This window comes from Bacillus suaedaesalsae (assembly GCF_016890225.1).
Classification (GTDB): domain Bacteria; phylum Bacillota; class Bacilli; order Bacillales; family SA4; genus Bacillus_BS; species Bacillus_BS suaedaesalsae.
In genome coordinates, this window is the sequence record NZ_JAFELM010000035.1 from 44,150 (window position 1) to 66,814 (window position 22,665).

Here is a 22,665-nt window from a genome sequence, read left to right on the forward strand (position 1 = left end):
CCAAGCGTTAGTTTTTGCAAAATTCACCACAATAAAAACCTTATTTCATCATTGGCGGTGTATTAAAAATATAAGGCGGTGCAGGCATCAACTTCGGCTTTGATGCATATGGAACTGGTTGCGATACATATTTAAATGTTCCACGTCCATCAGGAGCTGGACCTTGTGCCCATCTGCCTTTGCTGCTCTCTTCACCTCGTGAAAAATTATATAAATCATACGATACAGCTTGCTTTTCCAGCTCACGTGGGAAGGTAGTCGGAACGACAACATCTCCTTCAGCTGCTTCCAATTCTGCAATTGCTGCAATCCATTGATTTTGATGAGCTGTATCACGAGCTAGTAAGAATGCAAGCATATCTCTTACACTAGGATCATCTGTCATATTATACAAACGCGCAACTTGCAGTCTTCCTTGTGATTCAGCATTTAAATTCGCTCTAAAATCTGCAATTAAGTTACCGCTCCCGATGATGTAATCAGCCGTCCATCTATTTCCAACAGAATCAGCTGGCATTGCCCCTAGACCACTTACAATCGCATGTTGTGGATTCATACCACCCATAATTGCAGCTAATGCCGGATTACTGGCATACGCTGCTTCTTGGTCTCCAATAGGAGCATTATCTAATAAACGTGAGATCATTGTTGCAAGCATTTCAACGTGTGCGATTTCTTCTGTACCGATATCTAATAATAAATCACGATACTTCTCCTCAGCACGACAGTTAAATCCTTGAAATAAGTATTGCATCATAACCGAAATTTCACCAAATTGGCCACCTAGTACTTCTTGAAGTTTTTTCGCATATATCGGATCTGGCTTTGAAGGCTTTGCCTGATATTGAAGCTCTTTTATGTGATAAAACACATGTATTCCTCCCTTATTTCATAACATCTCTATTGTTATATTAAAATAATGGAAACTTGGTGCATGTATAGGCAAATGTTTATAAAATTTAATTACTTCATTTTCTTAAACTTCCCTTCAACCGTTACTTTATCTGTGTGACACGAGTCAAACTCCCCAATCTCATCTGTCAATTGTTCAATAGTTGGTAAGTCATCATAGCTTTCAATAATTTCATGATTTAATAAGCTTACTAAATGGTATGGATATTTCTCTTCCTCATATGGGGAATAAATAATGGTAAATATCCCCCCTCCACGTGTAAATAAAAATTGCATATGAGTTTTTAGTTTTTCTTCTTTATCATTTATTAAAAATACCATCGTAATCACCTCTATCACAGAATCTATTAAAACAATATTCTGGTAGAGTTTGAAATAGAACTTAGTTACTCAATAATTCATGAAATAGTAGTGCTAGATTTAACGTTTGATCAAATGATTCTTGAGATTGACCGTCTTCTATAAGCCACCATGCTGATAAAATGGAAAGTGAATAACCCCACAGTAATATTCTTTCTTTATTTAAATCTAATAAATCGCTAAATTGATTGACTCGTTTTTCTAGTACTTCTCTTGGGGAATCATGTGTCCATAAATAATTCCGAAGAAAAGGGATGATATCAACTTCTCTCTCTCCTATAACCCCTTTTGGGTCTATAATTTTCCAGCCTTTATCTGATGACAAAATATTATCTTGATGCAAGTCTCCATGTAATAATACTGGAAGTTTCATCGTGTGGAATAAATAACGAAATCTCTCTTCTGCTAAATCTACTAATTTTTGATCGAAAGGTCCTGTTTTACCATTGAATTTCTCTCTTATTCTGTTTAATCCTTGTGTCCAATCTACAATTGATGGAAATGAATGCCCTACTTTCGGTTCTTGCCAAATGGACTCCATTAATTTAGCCGTAACCTCTACCGCTAAAGTATCATCCATTATATGGCTTAACGGTACTCCCGGTTGCAAGTGTTCCATTATTAAAAACCCGTCTTCATGATCGTATTCTAATAGGGTTACAATTTGTCCGTTCTGGTAGTGAGTTAACCAGTTCGCCTCCCTTTCTAACTCTTTGTTCGGCACGGACATTTTCACTACTACTCTTTTTCCTTCTACATTGACTGCAGGTACCACAAAATTATACGACAACTTAAAAGGAGATGATGCCGTGAACGTAATTGCATATTTCTTTTCAATACGTTTCAATAACTGCGGTAACTCTTGTAGCCATTGTTTTCCTTTTTCATGATGAATAGCTATTAAAGTTGTTTTTAATTTTTCTGGTATGACCATTTTTTTCTCCTATAAAAAAATAATAGAAGCGGAGACCTCCGCTTCTTACATCACGACATTTTCTAAAACAGGAATGACGATTTCTACTTCTTCACCATCATGATTCGTTAATTCTACACCATCACAGGAAGGACTAATTTGAGCAACTCCAACTTCATTAATGGCCATTATGATTCCTTCCGCACCATTGATATAACAAGCAATTGGCTCCTGACAGCTGAATGGTTCCTCTAGATATACTTGTATTGTTTTAGGAAAGAGCTTCATCCCCGTTTTATAGGAATAATAGCTTTCAAGACTTTCCATCCATTGAGCAAATTCTCCTATTCCACTAATGATCTTGCCTTTTAGTACCTTCATGTTCTTCCTCCTTTAAATCAATTGTTTGATATCGTACACCTTTCCATTTTCAATTTCAGAAGAGTCCAGTAAGTTTAGTAAGACTGAACCAACATAATCTGTTGTTCGGAGCATACCTTCTTCTTTATAACTTTTGAAAATATCAATAGTCTCAAATTGTTCCTTTGATTTAGAACGAATTGTCGTCTGCATAGTCGTATCCATGATTCCTGGTGAAAAAGAAATGACAGTCGCAGGATACTGCTCTTTCCCTTGTTCAAGTCCTACCGTTTTCGTAAACATATCCAAGCCTGCTTTTGTCGAGCAATAAACACTCCAACCAGAATATGGATTGTTCGCAGCACCACTCGATACATTAACAACTCTCTTGGATGTGTTAAGAGCTTGTGTGTTTTCTAGAAATAAGTTTGTCCACACCATTGGGGCTAATAAATTTGTTTCCACATTCATTTTAATTTCGTTAGATTCCATACTTCCAACGGTATTGATCGGCTCAATAACTCCAGCATTATTAATAAGTGTAATCGAATCAATCTCATCAATATTAACTCTTTCAAAAATTGTATTGAATACACTTTCAGTCTCGTCTATATGTCCAACGTTAACTGTATGCCAATGTAGCGTCACTTCTAAATCTTTCGCTTTCTTTACTAATTCGTGATTAATAGAACGTGACACAGCAAAGACAGTATTCCCCTTTTTAAATAGAAGGTTGACAATGGATTGTCCAAGTCCTTTCGATGCACCTGTAACGATATAGTAGTTCATGTGAAGTCTCCTTTTTCTATCTTCTTTTTCATTATACAGAATATCTCTACTATTTTTAAAAGTAACTCGTCTTTTTTTCTCGATGTTATTCAACACGAAATGTCTGAATCTGTCATGTTACCTTTTAAAATAGTTTTATTTGTCAAATGTCAATTTTTCCACATTACTGCAATTGAAGTAAAAAAATAGTTGTAGGATTCCCTCTAAGGTTTTCCTACAACTACTATTTTGATCGCACCACAAGGTCTGCGCTCTTTAAAGGTTGAATATTTTGTAGATAATAATCTTCAGCCTTCCAATATCGTTCTTCAAACTTTTTCACATTTTCTTGTGTTTTTAAACTTTCTCTCTTGAAACGAACCTCCCTGGCACAATCTAAATACAAAACAAAATCAAAATATTCTCTCCACTCGTCCCTTTGCAAAAAAACCCCTTCAACAATTATCACTCCGTTATTAGGTAACATAACTCTCTTGTGCGTATGTGTATCTGTTTCACCACAATAATAAGGTAAAACAACTGTGTTTGAAGCTTTTAGACTACGAAAAAAGTTGTCAACCAACCATTGTGTATCCCACTGAAGTTGATAGTACTCAAACCACTCTTCATGTCCAGTATTGTAGCGGTTACTCCGTTTCACGATATAGTCATCAATATGAAATATGTGAAACGGGCGATCATTTTCCTTTAAATAATGACCAATCTCCTTTACAAACGTTGTTTTACCTGAACGACTTAAACCATCAACTCCAAGGATAAATCGCTGGCCATTTAGATCTCTACTTTTATCTAATAATTCATTTAAGTTCATCAAGTATACCTCGTCTATAGTTACATATGTAAATGTAATAACTAGTTATTAGACTCCTTATAAACGTATCACTCTTGTTTATCGTTTTAAAGTTAATGAGTTTTAATAGAACTCACACACATACTTTCCAATAAATTGGAAATAGTAGTATAAGATTCATTTAACTATTTTGATTGGAGCAAGAAATCATGCATATTATCATTACTTTGTTATTAATACTATTAGCTTTCTTAAAAGGAAATTGGAGAGATTGGCAAAAATACTCCACGACCATTATGTATGTAATCATTTGTAATTTACTATATAACGTAATTTGCCAAGATTATTATCTATGGAGATATGAGCCCGATTTTCTACTGCATTCTCATTCATTGACTGATTTATTATATTCTTTTTTCTGTTTACCTGCTATTACACTTGTTTATTTAACTCATTATCCGAATAACACACCTTTTTCGAAGCAGTTCCAATATATAGTTATTTGGGTGATCGGTTCGTTGATCGTAGAATACCCTATATACAAATTTGACAGGTTATTGCTTCTAAACGGTTATGAGTATTGGATGGAAGTAATCTTTTATAGTTTAATGTATAGTATGATAAGATTGCATCAATCAAAGCCACTATTAACATATGGTTTATCAGTTATCATTGCAGTATTTATGATTTGGTATTTTGACGTACCAATAAAATAAGTAATTCAAATCCATTCTTGTCCCTTACCACTCTTAATGATTTTCATACTATATAATACCCCTTCATGAGGAGGTGGTATAATGGGATATCAGAATAATAGCTTTGCGTTACTCGTTGTGTTGTTTATTTTATTGATCATCGTTGGCTCAGCTTATGTAAGATAGTTTTCTGTACGTTCACTTTCCACTCCAAAACCCTAATAGCACGCTTGGAGCATGTTATAACATGCTCCATATTTTATTTATGTCGATCAATAAAATCTTCAAGTGGGTCACATGCACTAAATGTGAAACAAAAAGGTATGACAGCTACGTGTATTAATGTGTATTGAGTATTTTTTGTTCGTTTGCACCGTCAACTTTATTTTGTTTCCTTCACCTATTATGTATTTCAGTATGTAGAATCACAGTTTCTCTCATAATTCCCCTATCTCAACTAACTTCCTTATAAACTCTTTATCCTCTGGATATGATAAATCTAGCAAGTCAATTTCCTCAATTGACTTCCAACTGATATCGTAAATAAGATTGTCAGGGTCTTGGATTTTTTTCTCTCCTGAAACTACATTTAAAAGAAAATATTGTACTTCAAATTCTATTTCATACTCTTTATAATAGCCAGTCTTCGTATGTAAAGTCTGAATAACCTCAACATCATACCCTGTCTCTTCTTTAAGCTCTCTAATACAACACTCTTCAAACGACTCTCCTTCTTCTCTTCCCCCAGAAGGAATCGTCCACTTCTTCAATTCATTTTCTCTACCTTGTAAAACCATTAAAACTTCAGAACAATTATTGATGCAAACACCCGCTGAACCGTACCATTTTTTCATGTGCAATACTCCTAAAACATTTTATTTTACATAACTAAATATCTCCTCTATCCATTGTGAGTCTTCAGTTACTCCTAACTCTGCACAAAGCTTCGTGTGTACGTATTTAAATTCAAAAATGACCGAGTTCATTGTTTTCATTATGGTTTCATCGTCTCTTTTACAGGTATCCCAGCACATTAATTTGGAAAGTTGTTCTTCGCTTAATACACTTTGCTGACCTTCAATTTTTGACCAGTTACCAAGCGTGTTTGGCTGTATACCTTTTTCCATATACCACCCGTTAGCTACTAGCATCGATAGTCCGTTTATCATTGTGAATACGTATTTATATTCGTTTCTCATGATTCTCCGGTAAACCTCATGAATATAAGCAAATACTTTTCCTCGCCACACCTCAAACTCTTCAATGGTTAAAACGTACCTAATTCCATGAGAAAGCTGTTTCAATTCACATAATACATGTTTTGGATCATACACAATTTTAATATCTATTAAATAGATAGAAGGTTTTAGGTCATGTATTGTGTAATAAAATACATCAGCTTTGATAAACGATTTATAATGGATAACTGAATGAGTTGCCCAAGGAATATCTTCGTAAAAAAGAACATCTCCCCAACTCTTTCCTCGTTCCTTTTTGTTCGATCGATATGTCTCGAATAAAGTGTCCTTTACAACAATCCTCAAATCAATATCCGAATACCAATCTTCTCTATTTTCTGCAATAGAGCCACCGTAAAAAAATCCAATTTTACCTCTGTCATTTATTAAATCTCTCTCCATTACATGCATTAGTTTTCTTCGTTCTAATGGAAGGTTTTTATCTCTCGTTTCGAATTTAGTTCCAAATCCCACACATATACTAAATCACACTCCTGCTTTTTTCCTAGTACCATCATGTTTGATCCATTTTTACAAAATATCATCCTTTAAAATCGAATAAAGCTTAATATCACGGTGTTTTTCTTTCAAAAGCATTGATTTCCTTAAAGTTCCTTCATACTGCATACCAGCTTTTTGCATAACTTTCTCTGAACCTATGTTTTCAAGTAGGCACCTGGCTTCAATTCTAACTAGATTCATTTTTTCAAAGCCAAACTGAATCACTGCCTGTGCAGCTTCCGTCATCAGTCCCTTACCCCAGTAATCCTGTGATAGAATATATCCAATTTCAGCTTTTCTATGTTTACGATTCCACGCAACAAAATCAATTGTCCCGATAAGTTTGTTTGTTTCCTTATCCTCAATTCCCCAAAAGGCACCACTACCGTCTTCATATTGTTGTAATATATGATCCAAGAACAATTGTGCATCGGTTATCGATTGATAGGTGTACCAGCTCACATACTTCGTTACTTCATCATTAGATCCATATTCAAACATATCTTGGATATCGTCTTTTCTCAATTTTCGTAATATAAGACGCTTCGTTTCTAGAGTTTGCAAGTCTTGTAGGAGAAACGTTTCCATTCTAAACACTCCCTTAAAATTCAACTAAAAAAGGATGTGTATCTTCCTTTAAGCAAAGTTCAATTCTCTGTCTAAAATTCGTATGAGTAACCATTTCTAATGCTTCTTCAATTGGGAAAAATCCAACCTCTAAACTCTCTGGTGTTGTCGTTAATTCTCCCCCTACAGCTCTTGCTAAAAATAACGTGTTACATATACTTCTATTTACATTTTGAAATATCCCGCAAAACTTTGTCACTTCAATATCTATACCTGATTCTTCTTTTGTTTCTCTGACTGCTGCGTCTCTTAAAGATTCTCCTTCTTCAACTTGCCCCCCCGGCATTTCCCATCCACGACGAGGTCCTTTGATTAATAAAAGTTCATTCTTTTCATTTAGTACAATTGCTGCTGCTGATACAATATGTTTTGGTGGTTGCATTATAAATCTCCTTTTCTATGAAAATATTCTTTTAACAGTTCTTCTTGTCTTGAAAATGCTAGTTCTTCCCAGGGCAGCTCGCCAATTGGAAACCATCTCACCTGCAAAGACTCGGAGGATGTGTTTAGTTCACCATCTAAAATTATTGCTTCAAAAAAGACGATAATGGAATCCGGTGTCCCCTTTGCACCAATTAATTGCCCACAACTCACAACCAATCCAGTCTCTTCCAATACTTCTCGGACCAGCGCGTCTTCCGGTGTCTCACCTAATTCAGCAATCCCACCAGGCAATGCCCATTTTCCAAAATGAGTTGCGCCTGCACGCTGTTCTAATAAAATGGAATCATTCTGTAAAATGATTCCCGCAACAGCACCAGCTTGATTTTGTGTATAGTGCTCAGTGGGACACATTGGGGCACCCGTTTCACTTTTCATTAACTTCATTCCACAACGTGGACAGTATGCATATTCCATTACACATCATCTTTCTCTTGGAATCTTTGTAGGATCGGTAGAGTATAGTCATCCCATTTTTCCTTATCGAAAATGGAAATCCATTGTACGTCAATGATGCCGTTATTATCCTTTAGTTCCTTATTTAATTCTAGTAGACCTGAAACAATTTTTACTGTATAAGTATATTTGCTTTTTCCTTTATACAAAAGTTCATTAATCTCTACATCAAAACCAGTTTCTTCTTTAACTTCTCTCACACAAGCTTCCTGTGGCGTTTCTCCTTCTTCAATACTGCCTCCCGGGAAGTTCCAAACAATATCTCCACGCTCGACATATTGTTTCACCATGAGAACTTCGTTAATTTTCATGATAAAGCCTTGTGATATCATTACTCTACAACCTTTATATCATTCAACGGCCAATAAACTAGGTTTGTTTTGCCTATCATTTCTTCCATTGGTACAACACCTAAACTTGGATTTCTACTATCAATGCTATTAGATCTGTTGTCTCCCATTACAAACAAAGTTCCTTCTGGGACAGTGTCTTGACCGATGATTTCCATTAAACTGAAATCTTCCGTTAACTGACCTTCAAACGCTGTTTCTTGTAGTTGTTCCTTATATGTTTGCAAATAGGGCTCCTCCTGTGCTTTTCCGTTTATGTATAATACATCATCCTTATATTCAATGCGATCACCTGGTAAACCTATTACTCTCTTAATATAGTCTTTCTCTTCTGTTGCATGAAATACTACGATATCAAATCTTTCCGGCTCACCAATTTTGCTCACAACCATTCGTTCACGATCATGTAACGTAGGCATCATTGAATCACCATCAACTACAATTGGAGCAAATATGAAATTTCGTATTATGATAACCAAAATAATAGCGATAGATAACGGTTTTATCCATTCCCATACTTCATTAAAACCTTTCATTACAACCTCCTATAAGCTATTTGTCTTTTGAGTAGTATTTGTTAATTTTAAAATTGCCTTAATCATAAGTTCTGGATCTTCCAAATGAACAGAGTGCCCTGTATTTGCATGTATATGCTCTGTTCGCTTTGTTAATTTTGCCAGTAATCGTTGATGTTCTTGCCATTGTTTTGACTCATTTTTCGCACTGATGACAACAACAGGCAACTCTTTATTTAAAGGCTTAGACTCGAATAGCTGTTTAGCAGAAAGTGAGCAATCCATATATTCACGATACGCTGCTTGAAATGCACCTAATTTATATCCGATATATTTTAGTGCATCATTATATTCAGGACTTAAGAATTTCCGACCAATTTTCTGCCTTAATAGTCTTGGTAAACCCATCAACGAGGTCACATAACCAACTGTAACAAAGCAAGCTTTTTGAGTTTTTGAATTCTGTTCTTATTTTCTTTTGACATCACATAGTAATTTTCATGTGCAGCATCCTCTAATACTCCTACTACTTAATCTGGATACATGCTAGCAAACAACCGCATTGAAAGACCACCATAAGAATGACCGACTAATACGTAAGGTGGTTTAATTTTGAGTCTAAGCAACTTTAGGTAAGTTATTAGATTTTCTAAAAGAAATCAAAGAATTAACCGGTCAACAACCTCCGGTTGTATTAGAATCTACAGGACATTATCATAAACCAGTTGTTCAGTATTTAGATGAGCGTCACTATTTATTAATTATTGTTAATCCACTTATTTCTCATAAGGCAAAAAGCTCTAGCTTACGAAAAGTAAAGACAGATGCAGTTGATGCATATCGTCTGTGTGAGCTTTACTATAAAGAGGAACTAGAGCCTTATAAAAAACGAGGAATAAGGCTCTTAAATCTACGTAATCTCACAAGGCAGCACTCAAATATAACCGATATGTATGTACAAACAAAGTTACAATTTCAAGCAGTTTTAGATCAAGTATTTCCTGAATATAGAGGAGTTTTTGGTGACTTATATTCTCTGGCTTCTTTAATTATTCTTCAGGAGTATCCTTCATCAGAAGATATCTTAATATCTAGTGAAGATGAATTAGCCACTAGATTAAAGGAATTATATAAAAAGGGATCTAAGAAATGGATTAATGAAAAAGTCCAACTTCTTAAAGCTGCGGCAGCTCGTAATCCATTTCAAAAGAACTTATACCAAAGCCATCTATTAAGCATGGATATGTATATTAACATGCTTCTTCAATACAAAGAGCATCTATCAAAGTTAGAAGCAGAGATAGACACTCTCGCAAAAGATATTGAAGAATATAATATAATCCAATCTATTCCTGGCATCGGAGAGAAAATCGCCGCCACGATTATTTCCGAAATTGGTGAAATAGATCGGTTTAACAACCCTAAACAACTTGTTGCATTTGCAGGTATAGATCCTGAGGTATTTGAATCCGGAAAGTTTAAAGCTACCCTAGTTCGAATTACTAAACGTGGCTCAAGCAGATTAAGGCATGCCCTATACATGGCAGTTCGGTCTGGAATACGTGACTCACGTAAAAAGAAAACTACTGAAGAAATAATCCCGAGAAACAAGAGATTAAGAGAGTTTTACGATAAGAAACGTAGTGAAGGTAAGCTTTTTAAAGTAGCTGTAATTGCTTGTGCAAATAAACTTTTACAATGGATATTCGCCCTATTGAAGAACAGAACCACTTTCCAAGATATTGCATAGTACCTAGACTTATCTAAACAATGAAAACCCCCCAAATTTTGGATACATGAGGTTTATTTGGCATGCATATTTTTATTATATCATGATAGATTTTAAGTTTTCATTGAAAAATGTTGACAAACTATTGGCTGGTTTAGTCAAAAACTTAATGTTCTGTCTTTTGTTAACTCAATTTATTTTTTCCACCAGGAAAAACTATTCTATCTAATCCATCAACATCTTATTAAAGTCCTCAAGAGGGACCTCTTTATCTCCTGCAAATTCAGGTAAGAAATACTCCTCACTTGATAGTTGTTTTACTTTATTATCTTTTAACTGAAACTTACCTTGATATGCACCTAATGGAATATACGCACCTTCAATCTGTGGACCAACAAACGGTTCTAAAAACAAAAATAAATGCTCTCCTACTATCATAGGTCTAACTCCGTTTAGGGACATTTTAACCTCTGGTAATTCCTCGTTTTCTTTCCCCAAAGGTTTATATTCTCCTCCCGTTTCAATTATATTAATGGTTTCTTCATGGCTAACATTACCTTTCTTTGTGGATAAGATTTTAACTTTAGATATGGTAAATGGCATATCTGAATGTATTATCGTTTTTTGTCCTATGACTTCAACCTCAGCAATAATAGTAGCATCCTTTTTAAGTTGCTTAAAATTTTTATAGGATACGGTTAATTCTGCTATCGCAGAATCATTTATAGTATATTCTGGTTCAACAATTTGGCATCCATATAGTAGAAAACTCATACTTAATAAAAATATAAATATATATAGTTTCAGTTAACATCTCTCCTAAATAATATTTTGTTGTTGAACTATTCTTCCCCATTAGCTTAATAAGAACCATATCAAAAACTATTGTGTTAGCTTAGTTAGTTGAAAGAATTCCCCTTCGGGTTTCATTATTTTAATTCCTTTATCTGATTGAAAATATATTTCTTCATCATCTCCATAAAAGACCTTTATATCTATGATTCCAAAATCAATGACACTTGTTTTTTCCCGTTTAGGTATCTCCTCTTCATCCCAATCATTTGATGAATTTATTAGTACCATTAGTTCATTGATATTAGATTTATCATTTATTTCGAGGCAATTTTTGCTATTAACAACCTCATATACACAAATCCGCTCTGGTATTTCCTCTATCCAAGGAGTTGATGTATATATTGGATTTTTATCAAAGATGACTTCTGTTTTTTCTTCATATTGATTATAGCTCGCACCTATCCATAACTCTCCGTCAAAACCCTCTTTTCTCCAACTCGAATGAAAACCTGACCAATCATTTTCAGTATCCGTATCATCTAAGGCTGACTGTTGGTATTCAACTTTCCAACCAAGGGTAGGTAGTTTTTCCATGTAGAATTCATAAATATCCTCCCAATGATTGCCCTTCATTACATATTGATGATTAGTAGGCTTTAATCCGTCAAATAGAGGAATATCTTTGTGTTGCTCTGGAATTATTGACATTCCTTCGTAAGTATCGTCCGTTATTTTTAGATACATTAGCGAGACCACAATAATAAAAATTAAAATGCCGCTAAATAATAATATATTTTTTTTACTCACTATATCACCCTTATCTAATTCACTAAACTATATCGTTTGGTAACTATTAATATTCCATTAAAAAAGCATTAATCCTTTCTTGATCAATGCTCAGAAAAAATTCTCTTATTAAACTATTCTTCCCCAATAGTTTAAGTACAACTCTTCACATAATAACCATTACTTTTTTCTTCTCTGTAGAGAATATACTTGCAGTGAAATAATGAAAGAAATTTGTATAAAGATTAATAACATTAATACATCCGTTGCTGTTGGATTATCTGGAAGTATGTACGCAATGAAATTAAATAAAAGGTAAGATACTATAATAATAACTATAAAATTTAATGGTATTCTCCACATATTGATTGTTCCTTCCAATTATATTAACTCTTTTTTTATATGTTCTCTGTTAATTGGTACATTTCCTTCTTTAACTAAACTTCCCCTTTACTTCAATAAAAAGGAGTTAATCTCCTTCTTAAAGCACCCGTTTGTTAAATAACTTATGTTCAAGACTACTGTTATTTTATATCGTTATTTTTCTTATGTTTGAAAATAACTAAATTACACTCTTCACACCTTAATGCTGGAGTTTTTTTAACTTTTAACAATGCATCACCTATTAATGTTTCACTTCCAAAATCAGCAAAGATTGAATCAGGAGAGTCTGACCAGCAAATTCTTCGAGGAGAGAAAATATATCCTTGCTTCAACTCGTTACTACATTCAGGACACCTTACAACATCGTCCATTGTTAGTTACACCACCTTCTTCTTCGTGTTTCTTATTGAAGTAACCTTCCCAATAGTTCAGTAAGAATGAAAATTATCATTACCTCAAATTACTATTAATTTTATATATTTTATTCTTGCAAATAAACGCCCATATCAACAAAATAGATACCATTATCAGATAAAAAATAGAAAATATGAATACTACTCCTCCCATGCGATCTCCAACATTCTCAACGAGTGCATGATAAACTAAATATAATATATATAGTAATGGGGCTAAAGCTGGGAGATATACAAATCTAGATTTATATCTGGCTAGAATAAAAATTAATATAGCTAGTATTACCAAAGGTAGAACATAAAAGTTTATTATCCAAGTAGAATACATGATACCTCCTCATTTTTATGATATTTCATGAAAATCGATTCTAGTAATTAGAAAATCAGAAAAGATTTAGAATATCTAAGTTTTTTCTGCTTGATTTTACTATTCTTCCCTGATAGTTCAATAAGATCTTCGACAAAATAGTGTTACTATTCTTGAATTAACGATCCCCTTAATTTAATAAAAAACCTTGAATTGATACAAATACTGAAAATAGAAAAAGAACACTAAATAACCAACCTTTAGTTAAATAGTACCTTATTTATAAATTCTGTTTTTGCTTCTGTATATCCCTCACGGTCATTATTAAATTCTTGTGCTAATTGGCTCTTAATTGTAGCGTATTCCTCTACAAGTTGTGCATTAGTTCTTAGTTTATTTCGAAATTTAAGTTGTTTTTCCCAACGTTCTTCTCCTTCTTGCATTAGATGTAAATGAGCTACTCGTTTATCGTTCTTCACTTTAACAAAAAATCTTCTCCAAAGCTGTCCGTCTAATTCGGGAGGTACATAATGCCAATCGTATAAAGATAGGTTTTCCACTATTTTGTTGATAAGTTCAAATGATTGAATAGAAGCCATTAAGTCGATTATTGGTTTAGCTGGCAAATTAGGGATTGCTGTACTGCCTATATGTTTCACTTGCTTAACACCAAAAGCAGAAAGTATATTGTATAGTTCTTCTCTCTCCTGAATACCTTTGTCCTTCCACATAGGGTCTGGCTTTTTTATCTCAATTGCTTCAAATGCCCATACTGGAATATTTTTATGTTCAATACTATCGTCCATTAAGTCTATCCCCTTCTTATTTTCTTCAACAAACCTTCCCCTTTAGATGAATATTTACGTGTTTACACCAACTCGTTCGATGAGTTAGTTTCCTCCTATAGGGTTACCGTATTTATCAAAATACTTATATTTAAATTCATGAGATTTACCTTGGGGTACATCAATCCAACTAATAGACTGCTGATTAACACTATAATCCTGTTCGATAACTTTACCATCAACATCCAATTCCATTTTAGAAATTTCATTTTCTTTATTAGTAATAATCATAAATTTTAATATAGGTGATTCACTAGCAAATATGTTAATTAAGAAAGGAACAAATGATTCCCCCTCTCTTTTCTCTATGTGCGTCCATCTATAGTTTCCTTTTTTATCTTTAGTAAATTGAATGTATGCAGGATGATTATTAAATAAAAATCCTACTACTCTATCATCGTTTATATCCTTAATTTCCAAAATTTCTATTTTTCCATTTTCGTATCCATCAATTGTGTTTATAACTTTTACTATAGACTTCTTATCGTTACCATATGGCCTATTCATAATATCTGTTAAATAGAGAGTAAATACTCCAATTAAGATTATAGCAGTTAAAGAGTTCAACACTCTTTTATTCTTTAATATCATGCCAGATCACCTTCCTTTTGGAGGACAATGATTATTTATTCAATTAAGTTTACTTCAACAAAAAAGTACACTAATCCTTTTTTTGATCAATACACAATTCCGAACCTTGAACGAATTATTTTACTATCTTTATACATAGACTACATAAATCAATGAAGTCTATAATTTAATTGTGATACTTTTTCTGTTATTATGTCTTATTTTAAATTCGCTTCATAATGCTCTTCATTAAGTTTCACTACTTCAAGTTCCTTTATGGTCTCATTCAATTTCAATGCTAAACTTTGAATTCCAAAGAATTCTGTGAAAGTATGACTCCCAATTATAAGATTTATCCCTTTAAACTTAGCATATTGAATCGTATACAAATTACATTCCCCTGTAATGTAAACATCACAATTATTTTCAATTGCTTCCTTAAGGCAAGTTGTTGGCCCTCCATTACCACAAACTAAACCCACTCGCTTCACTTTTTTTGTCATTAAACCGCCAAGATCTTACTGGTTCTTCAAGTAGATTTTCAAGATTCTTTACTAATTCATTGAATTCAATCTCTTTATCATATTCTGCGATTCTACCAAAATATAACCCTTCCCATTCATGTGTTCTTTTAACAATTTCAATATTCAATCTTTTTAATAAACTATCATTTGTTCCAAAGTTACAGTCATCAAGTGGCAAGTGATTATAATAGTGACTTATACCATACTCTTCTAGTTTTTCTATGCATGCCTCTTTTAATCCATATATTTCATCCCATGCATCGTGGTGTGTCACCAACATATCAACACCATGAATTCTTGCTTCCTCTATAGTTTCAAGCGTTAGGTTTACACAGTATCCTAATTTTTTAACATTTTTTTCTGCATAGTATGTAATCCCAGATTCACTAGAATAGATTTCCTTACTTGTTACATTAAAAAGATCATTAATTCTTTCAACAATACTTGAAACATCCATATACTGACCTCCTCAATTTTATCCTGCTTTCTCTTCAATTCACTTTTTGCACCTTGGTTGTAATAATAATTTAACATAAATATCCAACTTAATACTCACTAGGTTATTCCAAATCTCGCTTTATTTGCTGCGAATATGAGTCTAATACATAATAAATTGCTATTGTGTGAACTAAACTTTTCCATTAATACAAAAAGAGAGTGCATTAATCCTGCTTAAATAGAATGCACTCCTTGGTAATCAAAGTTTAGAACCACACCACGGACAAAATGAGATTCCGATACTTGAAGAACCTCCATCATGAATTATTAAGCCATAGTCATGATCTTTTTCACTAAATATTATTATTTTATCTGGACATTCAAATGGATTATCATGTATGTCACATTTGTAATTCGAATGATAACCCATATCATCACAACAATGTTTTTTCATTATTAGCCTCTTATCTAGATATTTTTCATACTTATACTTCATCCATTAGTTGAGCAAAGCCGATTAATTTTAAAGGTTTAAACCAACCTTTATAAACATATCCTCTCAAATTCACTGTAACCTTTATTTTGAATCAAGGTCAACAAAGCCGGCGTTACCGTTCCTTAGTTAAATGCACCACTTAACTTTAAAGTGCGAGGTAATTTCCATTTTCCTCAAAGCTGTATACTCCAGTTGGATACGAATGGCAATTTGATTTCATGCGTTCAATGTAATTTATTAATTGGTTGATATAAATTGGCAAAAGAGAGACCAAATCACTAAGAGATTTGGTCAGTTAATTTCTTTTTATTTGTAGACTTCTACACCGAAACGGAAGCATTATTTTCTATAAACTCTCGTACGGTCACCAGCAAGCTTTTTCCATTTTTCTTTTTCTGCTAGCTGGGCTCTTTTGTCATTTTTTCTATCTAGGTATGCTAGTTCTCGTTGTAGTTTGATATAGCTTTGGAATCGTTTCTCATCAAGTGCTCCTGATTCAATTGCCTCTCGCACCGCACATTCGCGTTCTTTTTCGTGCTTACAATCTCTGAAATAACATTGTTCAGCTAAATCTTCAACATCTGAAAAGCTTTGACTCATGCCACCGTCCGCTTCCCAAAGCTGTAATTCCCTCATACCTGGAGTATCAATAATCATTCCACCTGATGGAAGTACGACTAGTTCTCTATGTGTTGTTGTATGTCGTCCTTTTCCGTCCTCATCTCTAATATCTTGAACAAGCTGCTTTTCTTCTCCTAGTAAGTAGTTCGTTAATGTAGATTTACCGGCACCAGAAGATCCAAGTAATGCAACTGTCTGACCTTCACCCAGGTATGACTGTAATGGCTCAAGCCCCGTTAAATCTTTCGCACTTGTCACATGGATTGGCACTCCGAACGCAACACCTTCAACATCTTGTATAAATGGCTCTGAATCTTCACAAAGGTCAGCCTTTGTTAAAACAATGACCGGATTTGCTCCACTTTCCCAAGTTAAAAGTAAATACCGTTCTAATCGACGAATGTTAAAATCTTGATTTAAGGCTGCTACAAGAAAAACTGTATTAACATTTGTCGCAACAATTTGTTCTTCTGTTGTTTCACCTGCAACTTTTCGTGAAAACTTACTGAATCGTGGTAATATGCTATGAATCGTTGCTTTACCTTCATTTAGCCTTGCTGAAAGAAGTACCCAATCCCCAACAGCAGGATAATCTTCTCTACCTCCTGCCAGGAATCGCATTTTACCTGTAATTTCAGCCATCAATTCACCTGACTCTGTCATTACACGATAAATTCGCTTATGCTCTAACGTTACTCTTCCTGCAATCCATTCTGTATTTGTTATTGCATCCATTTCATTTTGTAATTGTGTATTCCAACCTAATTGAGTTAAATTCAAATTTGTTTCCTCCTACGGAACGTTTCATTTTTTGTTTTTTTCAAATAAAAAAAGACCGTTCTCACGGTCTTAAAGGATAGAGGTACCCAGCTAACATTAGCTGGAATACTTCCAAGACAAAAGAAAAACCATGAGTGCATTCACAGCCCATGGTTTTATCATCCGTTCACATAGTAGAAAATGAATTTACAAATATACCGAGGGCTGTGCTATGAAGTTATATGCGTTTACAACAATTAATTTTTCCATATTACATCCCTCGCTTTCGATCAGTTATTTAAGATAAGTATAGTATAAACACTTTACCTTGTAAATACACAATTGGATATTTTTTTATAAAATGGTAAATCTGCCTATATTGTGCATATGCGTCAAAATATTGATATTTGTTTCAAAATTTTAATATATGCATCAAAATATATATTTTTGCATCGAAATCCTGATATATGAACCAAAACGATAGAAAAAGAGCATATCCTCTTGGATATGCTCTAAATCTTACTCTACCTCTTTAGCCAGCTTCCAAACCTCAGTTACGACACCTGCATCATCTATATCTACAACAAATGACCCATTGCTGTATCTGTCATTTGGACGTAGGTTAACCGGGTCTACCGTTTCGGTAACATTTTTTGCAGTTTGTACTACCACTAAATCTTCAGAATCTACAACTGGAATTATCTTAACAATTCGATGTGGATTTGATTTTAATTCACGTAATGTAACAACACCACGTTTTGCTCTCGTTGCTTTTTCAAATTCTGATAATCCCATTTTCTTCGTTGATCCACGATGTGTGACAAGAACTAAATTCACTTTCTTGTCTGGAATGATGACTGCACCTGTTACGACAAAGTCGCCATCCTTTAAGTTAATACCTTTTACCCCTGCTGACCTTGCACCAGTTGGATTTACTTCTTCTTCACTAAACCAAAGGGCATAACCAACACTAGTAGCAAGGAACACATCCTGTGTACCGTCAGTTAAGTGAACTTCTACAACTTGGTCGTCATCCTTTAAGTTGATTGCTACTAACGCCTTTGAATATCGTGATGCTTTATACTGGTTCAATTCTGTCTTTTTCACCATACCGTTTTTCGTTGTAAATAATAAATAGTATGGAGCTTCGAAATCTTTTATTTGAAGTGCTTCTATAATTGATTCATTTTTATCAATCGGTACGATGTTGGCAACATGCTGGCCAAGATCTTTCCAGCGAATATCCGGAATTTCGTGAACTGGAAGGTATAAATAGTTTCCTTTGTTCGTAAACAACAACAGTGTTTCCGTTGTATTAATATCCAGTTTCCTTAATATTCTGTCTGTATCCTTCATACCAAAATCTTGGCCATTGGATGCGGCGTAAGACCGTTGACTTGTACGCTTGACATAGCCATCCTTCGTAACAGTTACGATGACATCTTCTGAAGGTACCATAACTTCTAGATTGATCTTGATTTCTTCAATTTCTGCCTCAATACGAGTACGTCTAACATCAGCATATGATTTTTTCACTCGTTTTAGGTCAGTTTTAATAACTGAAGCAAGCTTTGCTTCGCTATTTAAAATTTGTGTTAATTCTTCAATCTTAGCCGTTAATTCCTCGGATTCCTTCATTAACTGAGTTATGTCTGTGTTTGTTAAACGATATAGTTGTAAGGAAACGATTGCCTCACTTTGTGGCTCTGTGAAGTCATATTCCTTCATCAAGTTTTCTTTCGCATCCTTTTTATCTTTAGATGCTCGGATTGTTGCGATTACTTGATCTAATATCGATAACGCCTTCATTAGACCTTCTACAACGTGTTGTCTCTCTTGAGCTTTTCTAAGTTCGTATTTAGAGCGATTTGTCACAACTTCCTTTTGATGCTCGATATACGCATCCAATAAAGCTGGTAAACTCATCAAACGTGGACGACGATTGGAAATCGCAACCATATTAAAGTTATAAGGAACTTGTAAGTCTGTATTCTTATATAAATAATTTAATACGCCGTTTGCATCGGCATCCTTCTTCAATTCAACAACGATACGTAATCCGGTACGGTCAGTTTCATCACGAACCTCTGAAATCCCTTCAACCTTTTTATCAAGGCGCAGCTCGTCCATTTTCTTCACTAAGTTTGCTTTATTCAATTCAAATGGAATTTCTGTAATGACGATTTGCTGCTTGCTACCTTTGACATCCTCAATTGAAGCCTTACCACGGATAATGATCTTTCCTTTACCCGTTTCATAAGCTTTTTTAATACCATCAACGCCTTGGATGATTCCACCAGTTGGAAAATCAGGCCCTTTCAAAACAGTCATAAGGTCTTCAACTGTCGCACTAGGCTTGTCCATTCTCATAATGACCGCATCGATAGCTTCTGCAAGATTATGAGGTGGAATGTCTGTTGCGTAACCTGCTGAAATACCAGTAGAACCGTTTACTAGCAGATTAGGGAACATGGCTGGTAACACAGTAGGTTCCATACTCGTATCATCAAAGTTTGAAATGAATTCTACAGTCTTTTTGTCAATATCACGCAATAGCTCTGTTGCAATGGCAGAAAGTCTTGCTTCTGTATAACGCATCGCAGCAGCAGGGTCACCATCCATACTCCCGTTATTTCCGTGCATTTCAACTAAATATTTACGCATTTTCCAATCTTGGCTCATACGTACCATTGCCTCATACACCGATGAGTCTCCATGAGGATGATAGTTACCAATTACGTTACCAACGGTTTTCGCAGATTTCCGGAAACCTTTTTCATGTGTATTTCCTTCTGCATACATCGCATATAAAATACGACGCTGTACAGGTTTTAAACCATCGCGCGCATCTGGAAGGGCACGGTCTTGAATAATATATTTACTGTATCGACCAAATCGGTCACCTAAAACTTCTTCAAGTGGTAAATCTTTAAATAATTCTTGTGTCATTTATATTAAACCTCCTCGAGGGTCGAAATTTTTGCATTTGGTAGATTCGATTCCTCTTCCATACCGAAATCAACATTTGATTCGATCCACTTACGACGAGGTTCAACCTTGTCACCCATCAATGTTGTAACACGACGCTCTGCTCTCGCTGCATCATCAATTCGAACGCGAATTAACGTTCTTGTCTCAGGATTCATCGTTGTATCCCATAATTGGTCAGCATTCATTTCACCTAGACCCTTATAGCGCTGAAGCGTATAGCCTTTCCCAATCTTTTTAATCGCATCTTTCAATGTATCATCAGACCAAGAATATTCAATAACTTCTTTTTTTCCAGTTCCTTTACTTACTTTATAGAGTGGTGGAAGTGCAATATACACTTTACCTGCTTCAATTAAAGGCTTCATGTAGCGATAGAAAAACGTTAGTAATAAAACTTGAATATGCGCTCCGTCTGTATCGGCATCGGTCATAATGACAACTTTGTCATAGTTAATATCTTCTACAGAGAAATCAGTACCCACTCCACCACCAATGGCGTGAATGATCGTATTGATTTCTTCATTTTTGAATATATCGGCTAGCTTCGCCTTTTCTGTGTTGATTACTTTTCCTCGAAGTGGAAGAATGGCTTGAAAACGACGATCACGACCTTGCTTCGCAGAACCACCGGCAGAGTCACCCTCTACAAGGTATAGTTCATTCTTTTGAGGATTACGTGATTGTGCAGGTGTCAACTTTCCACTTAAAACGGCCTCTGAGCGTTTTTTCTTTTTCCCGCTACGAGCATCCTCTCGTGCTTTTCTCGCTGCTTCACGAGCTTGGAAAGCCTTAATCGCCTTCTTAATGAGTAATGAACTAATGTCAGGGTTTTCTTCAAGGAAATACGCCAGTTTTTCAGATACTACCGCATCTACGGCAGAACGAGCTTCGCTTGTACCTAATTTCCCTTTTGTTTGCCCTTCAAATTGAAGAACTGCTTCAGGTATTCTAACTGAAACAATCGCTGCTAATCCTTCACGAATATCGGCACCTTCAAGGTTTTTGTCTTTTTCCTTTAACAAACTAACCTTTCTCGCATATTCGTTAAAGACACGAGTTAAAGCAGACTTCGCCCCCGCCTCATGTGTTCCACCATCTTTTGTACGAACGTTGTTAACAAAGGAAAGTACCGTTTCGGAGTATGCATCGTTAAATTGAAATGCAAACTCTACTTCAATATCGTTCACTTCACCTTCCATAAACACTACTTGATGAAGTGCGTCCTTTTCTTCGTTTAAATATTCAACGAATGCTGAAATGCCGTTTTCATAATGATAAATATCATGTTGTTCATGACGTTCGTCAATTAATTCTATTTTTAAACCTTTTAATAAAAAGGCTGATTCTCTTAAGCGCTCACTTAACGTGTCAAATGAATACACGGTTGCACTAAAAATCGTTGGGTCAGGCTTGAAATGTATATGCGTACCTGTTTGCTTCGTTGTCCCGGTTTTCTCGAGAGTTGTTACAGGCTTTCCACCATCTTCGAATCGTTGCTTATATACAAATCCATCTCTTTTAATCGTTACTTCTAACCATTCAGATAGAGCATTTACGACTGATGCACCAACACCGTGTAATCCACCACTTGTTTTGTATCCACCTTGTCCAAATTTCCCACCTGCATGAAGAACAGTAAAGATAATTTCAGGAGTTGGCTTCCCCATTTTGTGCATTCCTGTTGGCATCCCGCGTCCTTTATCTTGTACGGAAATACTATTGTCTTTATGTATCTTTACGATAATAGTATCACCATACCCTGCAAGCGCTTCATCTACAGAGTTATCGAGTATTTCATATACTAGATGATGAAGACCTCTTGAGTCTGTGCTTCCAATGTACATACCAGGTCTTTTTCTAACTGCCTCAAGACCTTCAAGTACCTGAATGGCCTCATCATTATAATCGAATTGTTGTTGTTGCCTTACCAAAGAGTTCGTCCCCTTTCGTGATTGAAAAACTTGGTTAGTCCCATTCTATCTCTACGCTCTTATACGTACTAACCATTTCTTATGCGTTAAGAGGAAAGTAATGCTTATTGATAGTCTCTCTACTTTTTT

Annotated in this window: 27 protein-coding genes and 1 pseudogene; 3 read left to right on the forward strand and 25 right to left on the reverse strand. The window is 34.8% G+C overall.

Translation table 11 applies throughout. The features are described 5' to 3' along the window. Positions 1-40: 40 nt before the first annotated feature. From JR050_RS14130 to JR050_RS14155, 6 genes are all read right to left on the reverse strand, one after another. Positions 41-871, reverse strand: a complete 831-nt coding sequence (locus JR050_RS14130) for a manganese catalase (RefSeq protein ID WP_204204150.1) — start codon at positions 869-871, stop codon at positions 41-43. A gap of 92 nt (positions 872-963) precedes the next feature. Next, positions 964-1,233, reverse strand: a complete 270-nt coding sequence (locus JR050_RS14135) for a hypothetical protein (protein WP_204204151.1) — start codon at positions 1,231-1,233, stop codon at positions 964-966. 61 nt (positions 1,234-1,294) lie between these two features. Next, positions 1,295-2,206, reverse strand: a complete 912-nt coding sequence (locus JR050_RS14140; protein ID WP_204204152.1) for an aminoglycoside phosphotransferase family protein — start codon at positions 2,204-2,206, stop codon at positions 1,295-1,297. A gap of 45 nt (positions 2,207-2,251) precedes the next feature. Further along, a complete protein-coding gene (locus tag JR050_RS14145) occupies positions 2,252-2,566 on the reverse strand; it encodes a hypothetical protein (RefSeq protein WP_204204153.1) in 315 nt (104 codons plus the stop codon). A 12-nt stretch (positions 2,567-2,578) separates the two neighbouring features. Then, entirely contained in the window at positions 2,579-3,334 is a 756-nt protein-coding gene (locus JR050_RS14150; protein WP_204204154.1) for a (S)-benzoin forming benzil reductase, read from the reverse strand. A gap of 223 nt (positions 3,335-3,557) precedes the next feature. Beyond that, a complete protein-coding gene (locus tag JR050_RS14155; RefSeq protein ID WP_204204155.1) occupies positions 3,558-4,145 on the reverse strand; it encodes a kinase in 588 nt (195 codons plus the stop codon). A 188-nt stretch (positions 4,146-4,333) separates the two neighbouring features. Here JR050_RS14155 and JR050_RS14160 point away from each other — a divergent pair, with 188 nt between their 5' ends. Then, positions 4,334-4,840 (forward strand): CBO0543 family protein, encoded by a 507-nt coding sequence (locus JR050_RS14160; RefSeq protein WP_204204156.1) that lies wholly within the window; start codon positions 4,334-4,336, stop codon positions 4,838-4,840. Positions 4,841-4,921: 81 nt separating this feature from the next. After that, entirely contained in the window at positions 4,922-5,005 is an 84-nt protein-coding gene (locus JR050_RS14165; RefSeq protein WP_204204209.1) for a YjcZ family sporulation protein, read from the forward strand. A 251-nt stretch (positions 5,006-5,256) separates the two neighbouring features. Here JR050_RS14165 and JR050_RS14170 read toward each other — a convergent pair whose 3' ends face one another. The 8 genes from JR050_RS14170 to JR050_RS14205 form a co-directional block, all read right to left on the reverse strand. Beyond that, complete coding sequence (locus JR050_RS14170) at positions 5,257-5,673, reverse strand: NUDIX hydrolase (RefSeq protein WP_204204157.1); 417 nt, start codon at positions 5,671-5,673, stop codon at positions 5,257-5,259. 21 nt (positions 5,674-5,694) lie between these two features. Further along, a complete protein-coding gene (locus JR050_RS14175) occupies positions 5,695-6,468 on the reverse strand; it encodes a hypothetical protein (protein ID WP_204204158.1) in 774 nt (257 codons plus the stop codon). Between the two features lie 120 nt (positions 6,469-6,588). Next, positions 6,589-7,146, reverse strand: coding sequence for a GNAT family N-acetyltransferase (locus JR050_RS14180; protein WP_204204159.1), 558 nt, complete (start codon positions 7,144-7,146; stop codon positions 6,589-6,591). 13 nt (positions 7,147-7,159) lie between these two features. Continuing rightward, positions 7,160-7,567, reverse strand: coding sequence for an NUDIX hydrolase (locus JR050_RS14185; RefSeq protein WP_204204160.1), 408 nt, complete (start codon positions 7,565-7,567; stop codon positions 7,160-7,162). Continuing rightward, positions 7,567-8,043 (reverse strand): NUDIX hydrolase, encoded by a 477-nt coding sequence (locus JR050_RS14190; protein WP_204204161.1) that lies wholly within the window; start codon positions 8,041-8,043, stop codon positions 7,567-7,569. Before JR050_RS14190 ends, JR050_RS14185 begins: the two co-directional genes overlap by 1 nt. Then, a complete protein-coding gene (locus tag JR050_RS14195) occupies positions 8,043-8,414 on the reverse strand; it encodes an NUDIX hydrolase (RefSeq protein WP_204204162.1) in 372 nt (123 codons plus the stop codon). The genes JR050_RS14190 and JR050_RS14195 overlap by 1 nt, the downstream gene beginning before the upstream one ends. After that, entirely contained in the window at positions 8,414-8,968 is a 555-nt protein-coding gene (lepB, locus tag JR050_RS14200) for a signal peptidase I (RefSeq protein ID WP_204204163.1), read from the reverse strand. The genes JR050_RS14195 and lepB overlap by 1 nt, the downstream gene beginning before the upstream one ends. Before the next feature lie 9 nt (positions 8,969-8,977). Continuing rightward, the gene (locus JR050_RS14205) at positions 8,978-9,355 is read right to left on the reverse strand and encodes an alpha/beta fold hydrolase (protein ID WP_204204164.1); all 378 of its coding nucleotides are present in this window, start codon (positions 9,353-9,355) and stop codon (positions 8,978-8,980) included. Positions 9,356-9,575: 220 nt separating this feature from the next. On the opposite strand from JR050_RS14205, the pseudogene JR050_RS14210 reads away from it, so the two are divergent. Continuing rightward, positions 9,576-10,697: pseudogene (locus JR050_RS14210) on the forward strand (IS110 family RNA-guided transposase); the annotation flags it as partial. A 204-nt stretch (positions 10,698-10,901) separates the two neighbouring features. On the opposite strand, the gene JR050_RS14215 reads toward JR050_RS14210, so the two are convergent. The 11 genes from JR050_RS14215 to parE all read right to left on the reverse strand — a co-directional run bounded on the left by JR050_RS14215 (position 10,902) and on the right by parE (position 22,536). After that, positions 10,902-11,450, reverse strand: coding sequence for a hypothetical protein (locus JR050_RS14215; protein ID WP_204204165.1), 549 nt, complete (start codon positions 11,448-11,450; stop codon positions 10,902-10,904). A 108-nt stretch (positions 11,451-11,558) separates the two neighbouring features. Further along, positions 11,559-12,278, reverse strand: a complete 720-nt coding sequence (locus JR050_RS14220; RefSeq protein WP_204204166.1) for a hypothetical protein — start codon at positions 12,276-12,278, stop codon at positions 11,559-11,561. A 503-nt stretch (positions 12,279-12,781) separates the two neighbouring features. Continuing rightward, a complete protein-coding gene (locus JR050_RS14225) occupies positions 12,782-13,012 on the reverse strand; it encodes a PF20097 family protein (RefSeq protein ID WP_204204167.1) in 231 nt (76 codons plus the stop codon). A 609-nt stretch (positions 13,013-13,621) separates the two neighbouring features. Continuing rightward, positions 13,622-14,167, reverse strand: a complete 546-nt coding sequence (locus JR050_RS14230; protein WP_204204168.1) for a GrpB family protein — start codon at positions 14,165-14,167, stop codon at positions 13,622-13,624. 84 nt (positions 14,168-14,251) lie between these two features. After that, on the reverse strand, positions 14,252-14,797 hold the full coding sequence (locus JR050_RS14235) for a hypothetical protein (RefSeq protein WP_204204169.1): 546 nt from the start codon (positions 14,795-14,797) through the stop codon (positions 14,252-14,254). 197 nt (positions 14,798-14,994) lie between these two features. After that, positions 14,995-15,279, reverse strand: coding sequence for a Nif3-like dinuclear metal center hexameric protein (locus tag JR050_RS20575; RefSeq protein ID WP_204204170.1), 285 nt, complete (start codon positions 15,277-15,279; stop codon positions 14,995-14,997). Then, complete coding sequence (locus tag JR050_RS14245; RefSeq protein ID WP_204204171.1) at positions 15,239-15,757, reverse strand: Nif3-like dinuclear metal center hexameric protein; 519 nt, start codon at positions 15,755-15,757, stop codon at positions 15,239-15,241. The genes JR050_RS20575 and JR050_RS14245 overlap by 41 nt, the downstream gene beginning before the upstream one ends. A 240-nt stretch (positions 15,758-15,997) precedes the next feature. Continuing rightward, on the reverse strand, positions 15,998-16,234 hold the full coding sequence (locus JR050_RS20860) for a DUF6980 family protein (protein WP_430392886.1): 237 nt from the start codon (positions 16,232-16,234) through the stop codon (positions 15,998-16,000). Positions 16,235-16,573: 339 nt separating this feature from the next. Beyond that, complete coding sequence (gene rsgA, locus JR050_RS14250) at positions 16,574-17,635, reverse strand: ribosome small subunit-dependent GTPase A (RefSeq protein WP_430392887.1); 1,062 nt, start codon at positions 17,633-17,635, stop codon at positions 16,574-16,576. Between the two features lie 498 nt (positions 17,636-18,133). After that, entirely contained in the window at positions 18,134-20,563 is a 2,430-nt protein-coding gene (gene parC, locus JR050_RS14255) for a DNA topoisomerase IV subunit A (protein ID WP_204204172.1), read from the reverse strand. Between the two features lie 5 nt (positions 20,564-20,568). Continuing rightward, positions 20,569-22,536: a DNA topoisomerase IV subunit B gene (gene parE / locus JR050_RS14260; protein ID WP_204204173.1), complete on the reverse strand. Its 1,968-nt coding sequence runs from the start codon at positions 22,534-22,536 to the stop codon at positions 20,569-20,571. Positions 22,537-22,665: the final 129 nt, after the last annotated feature.

Coding starts and splice junctions, on each gene's coding strand:
- JR050_RS14135 (WP_204204151.1), bottom strand. CDS start 1,233: ATGGTATTTTTAATAAATGATAAAGAAGAAAAACTAAAAACTCATATG.
- JR050_RS14140 (WP_204204152.1), bottom strand. CDS start 2,206: ATGGTCATACCAGAAAAATTAAAAACAACTTTAATAGCTATTCATCAT.
- JR050_RS14145 (WP_204204153.1), bottom strand. CDS start 2,566: ATGAAGGTACTAAAAGGCAAGATCATTAGTGGAATAGGAGAATTTGCT.
- JR050_RS14150 (WP_204204154.1), bottom strand. CDS start 3,334: ATGAACTACTATATCGTTACAGGTGCATCGAAAGGACTTGGACAATCC.
- JR050_RS14155 (WP_204204155.1), bottom strand. CDS start 4,145: ATGAACTTAAATGAATTATTAGATAAAAGTAGAGATCTAAATGGCCAG.
- JR050_RS14160 (WP_204204156.1), top strand. CDS start 4,334: ATGCATATTATCATTACTTTGTTATTAATACTATTAGCTTTCTTAAAA.
- JR050_RS14165 (WP_204204209.1), top strand. CDS start 4,922: ATGGGATATCAGAATAATAGCTTTGCGTTACTCGTTGTGTTGTTTATT.
- JR050_RS14170 (WP_204204157.1), bottom strand. CDS start 5,673: ATGAAAAAATGGTACGGTTCAGCGGGTGTTTGCATCAATAATTGTTCT.
- JR050_RS14175 (WP_204204158.1), bottom strand. CDS start 6,468: ATGCATGTAATGGAGAGAGATTTAATAAATGACAGAGGTAAAATTGGA.
- JR050_RS14180 (WP_204204159.1), bottom strand. CDS start 7,146: ATGGAAACGTTTCTCCTACAAGACTTGCAAACTCTAGAAACGAAGCGT.
- JR050_RS14185 (WP_204204160.1), bottom strand. CDS start 7,567: ATGCAACCACCAAAACATATTGTATCAGCAGCAGCAATTGTACTAAAT.
- JR050_RS14190 (WP_204204161.1), bottom strand. CDS start 8,043: ATGGAATATGCATACTGTCCACGTTGTGGAATGAAGTTAATGAAAAGT.
- JR050_RS14195 (WP_204204162.1), bottom strand. CDS start 8,414: ATGATATCACAAGGCTTTATCATGAAAATTAACGAAGTTCTCATGGTG.
- lepB (WP_204204163.1), bottom strand. CDS start 8,968: ATGAAAGGTTTTAATGAAGTATGGGAATGGATAAAACCGTTATCTATC.
- JR050_RS14205 (WP_204204164.1), bottom strand. CDS start 9,355: ATGGGTTTACCAAGACTATTAAGGCAGAAAATTGGTCGGAAATTCTTA.
- JR050_RS14215 (WP_204204165.1), bottom strand. CDS start 11,450: ATGAGTTTTCTACTATATGGATGCCAAATTGTTGAACCAGAATATACT.
- JR050_RS14225 (WP_204204167.1), bottom strand. CDS start 13,012: ATGGACGATGTTGTAAGGTGTCCTGAATGTAGTAACGAGTTGAAGCAA.
- JR050_RS14230 (WP_204204168.1), bottom strand. CDS start 14,167: ATGGACGATAGTATTGAACATAAAAATATTCCAGTATGGGCATTTGAA.
- JR050_RS14235 (WP_204204169.1), bottom strand. CDS start 14,797: ATGATATTAAAGAATAAAAGAGTGTTGAACTCTTTAACTGCTATAATC.
- JR050_RS20575 (WP_204204170.1), bottom strand. CDS start 15,279: ATGACAAAAAAAGTGAAGCGAGTGGGTTTAGTTTGTGGTAATGGAGGG.
- JR050_RS14245 (WP_204204171.1), bottom strand. CDS start 15,757: ATGGATGTTTCAAGTATTGTTGAAAGAATTAATGATCTTTTTAATGTA.
- JR050_RS20860 (WP_430392886.1), bottom strand. CDS start 16,234: ATGAAGTATAAGTATGAAAAATATCTAGATAAGAGGCTAATAATGAAA.
- parC (WP_204204172.1), bottom strand. CDS start 20,563: ATGACACAAGAATTATTTAAAGATTTACCACTTGAAGAAGTTTTAGGT.